This is a genomic window from Oleiphilus sp. HI0066 (assembly GCF_001635725.1).
In genome coordinates, this window is record NZ_LWFH01000391.1 from 1 (window position 1) to 1,487 (window position 1,487).

At 45.8% G+C, this 1,487-nt stretch carries 2 protein-coding genes; one reads left to right on the forward strand and one right to left on the reverse strand.

Annotation, left to right across the window (positions count from 1 at the left end; all coding sequences use genetic code 11):
* On the reverse strand, positions 1-846 hold an 846-nt coding region (locus tag A3738_RS05340; RefSeq protein WP_156503987.1), incomplete at its 3' end, for an IMP dehydrogenase.
* Between the two features lie 118 nt (positions 847-964).
* On the opposite strand from A3738_RS05340, the gene xseA reads away from it, so the two are divergent.
* Positions 965-1,487: exodeoxyribonuclease VII large subunit (xseA, locus tag A3738_RS05345; RefSeq protein WP_068763424.1), on the forward strand; the 523-nt coding region annotated here is incomplete at its 3' end.

Sequence of the window (1,487 nt, forward strand, 5' to 3'; positions counted from 1 at the left end):
AGCCTCTGCCGTCGCAATATTACCGCCAATAACGTCAACTTGAGGGTAGTTATCTTTTACCCAACGGACACGATCAAGCACGCCCTTCGAATGACCGTGTGCGGTATCGACTACAATCACGTCGACACCTGCTGCAACGAGCGCAGCAACACGCTCTTCTGTCCCTTCACCCGTACCAACAGCAGCACCAACACGAAGCTGGCCATACTCATCTTTGCTTGCGTTTGGATAATCTTGAGACTTTTGAATGTCTTTAACCGTGACAAGCCCTTTTAATTCAAAGTCGTCATTAACAACCAAAACCTTTTCGATACGATTTTTATGCAACATATCTTTAATGGCATCACTTGTCTCGCCTTCTTTCACAGTCACCAATCGTTCTTTCGGCGTCATGATTTCTGACACTTTAGTATCTAGACGGCTTTCAAAACGAATATCGCGTCCAGTTACAATTCCAAGTAAGTCCTTGCCATCGACAACTGGGAGGCCTGAGATTTTGTTTGCTGCAGTAATCTCTAATACTTCGCGGACAGTATTATGAGGCGATACAGTAATGGGGTCTTTCACCACGCCACTTTCGAATTTTTTAACGGCTTTTACCGTTGCAGCTTGTTCCTCAACGGTCATATTTTTGTGAACAATACCGATACCACCTTCCTGAGCCATCGCAATCGCGAGATTCGCTTCGGTAACAGTATCCATCGCCGCGGACAATAAAGGGATATTGAGGTCGATATTACGAGTGAGTCGAGTTTTGAGCGACACTTGGTTGGGAAGGACTTCCGAATACCCAGGAATGAGTAGGACGTCGTCAAAAGTTAATGCGTCTTGAGCTATTCGCAACATAGGGAGGATTCCTTAGCCTTGCCGAGAAAAGCGGTTTATTATAGTCGCCCTAGCAACTTGCTGTAAATCACTAATTTATATAGACTTTTCATAACCAACTGGTCAACATAAGCCCGCTATGCTCCCTCAAGAAGCCACCAACAATAAACCGACCGCACTTAGCGTCTCAGAACTGAATCGCCAAGTTAAACGAATGCTTGAAGTCAGTTACGCACAAGTATGGGTAAGCGGTGAGCTTAGCGGCCTTGCAAGACCAAGTTCAGGCCATTGGTACTTTTCTTTAAAAGACCAAAAAGCGCAAATTCGCTGTGCCATGTTTCGCGGTGCCAATCAACGACTACGCTTCCAACCAAAAGACGGTGATGAAGTTATTGTTCGTGGGAAACTCAGCCTATATGAAGGTCGCGGCGATTATCAACTGATCGTCGATAGCATGGAGCCAGCTGGGCTCGGCGCACTTCAAGCCGCATTTGACGCTTTGAAGCTTAAGCTAAATCAAGAAGGTCTTTTTGACAGACAGCATAAAAAACCAATTCCTCAAATGGCTAAGCGCGTTTGTGTCATTACATCTCGTTCGGGAGCCGTCATACACGACATCATCCACGTTACGAAGCGCCGCTTTCCAGGATTGGAAATAATAT